General features: G+C 70.4%; 1 protein-coding gene. It reads left to right on the forward strand.

The features are described from left to right. The coding region (locus tag HKX41_11755) for a Na+/H+ antiporter NhaC family protein (protein NNC24808.1) at positions 1-267 on the forward strand (267 nt) is incomplete at both ends.

Raw genomic sequence — 267 nt, forward strand, 5'->3', positions numbered from 1 at the left:
GGACCGCGCGCTGGTGCTCGGCGCGGTGATCGGCGGCGCCACCTTCGGCGACAACCTGTCGGTGATATCCGACACCGCCATCGTCGCCAGCCGTACGCAGGGCTGCACGATGCGGGAGAAATTCCGCGAGAACCTCAAGCTGGCGCTGCCGGCGGCGCTGGCGACCCTGGTGCTGCTCGGCTTCCTCGGCGAAACCGCGCCGGTGCAGACGCCCGATCCGGTCTCGCCGTGGCTGATCCTGCCGTACCTGATCGTGCTCGGCCTGGC

It is taken from the genome of Salifodinibacter halophilus, from assembly GCA_012999515.1.
Lineage (GTDB): Bacteria > Pseudomonadota > Gammaproteobacteria > Nevskiales > Salinisphaeraceae > Salifodinibacter > Salifodinibacter halophilus.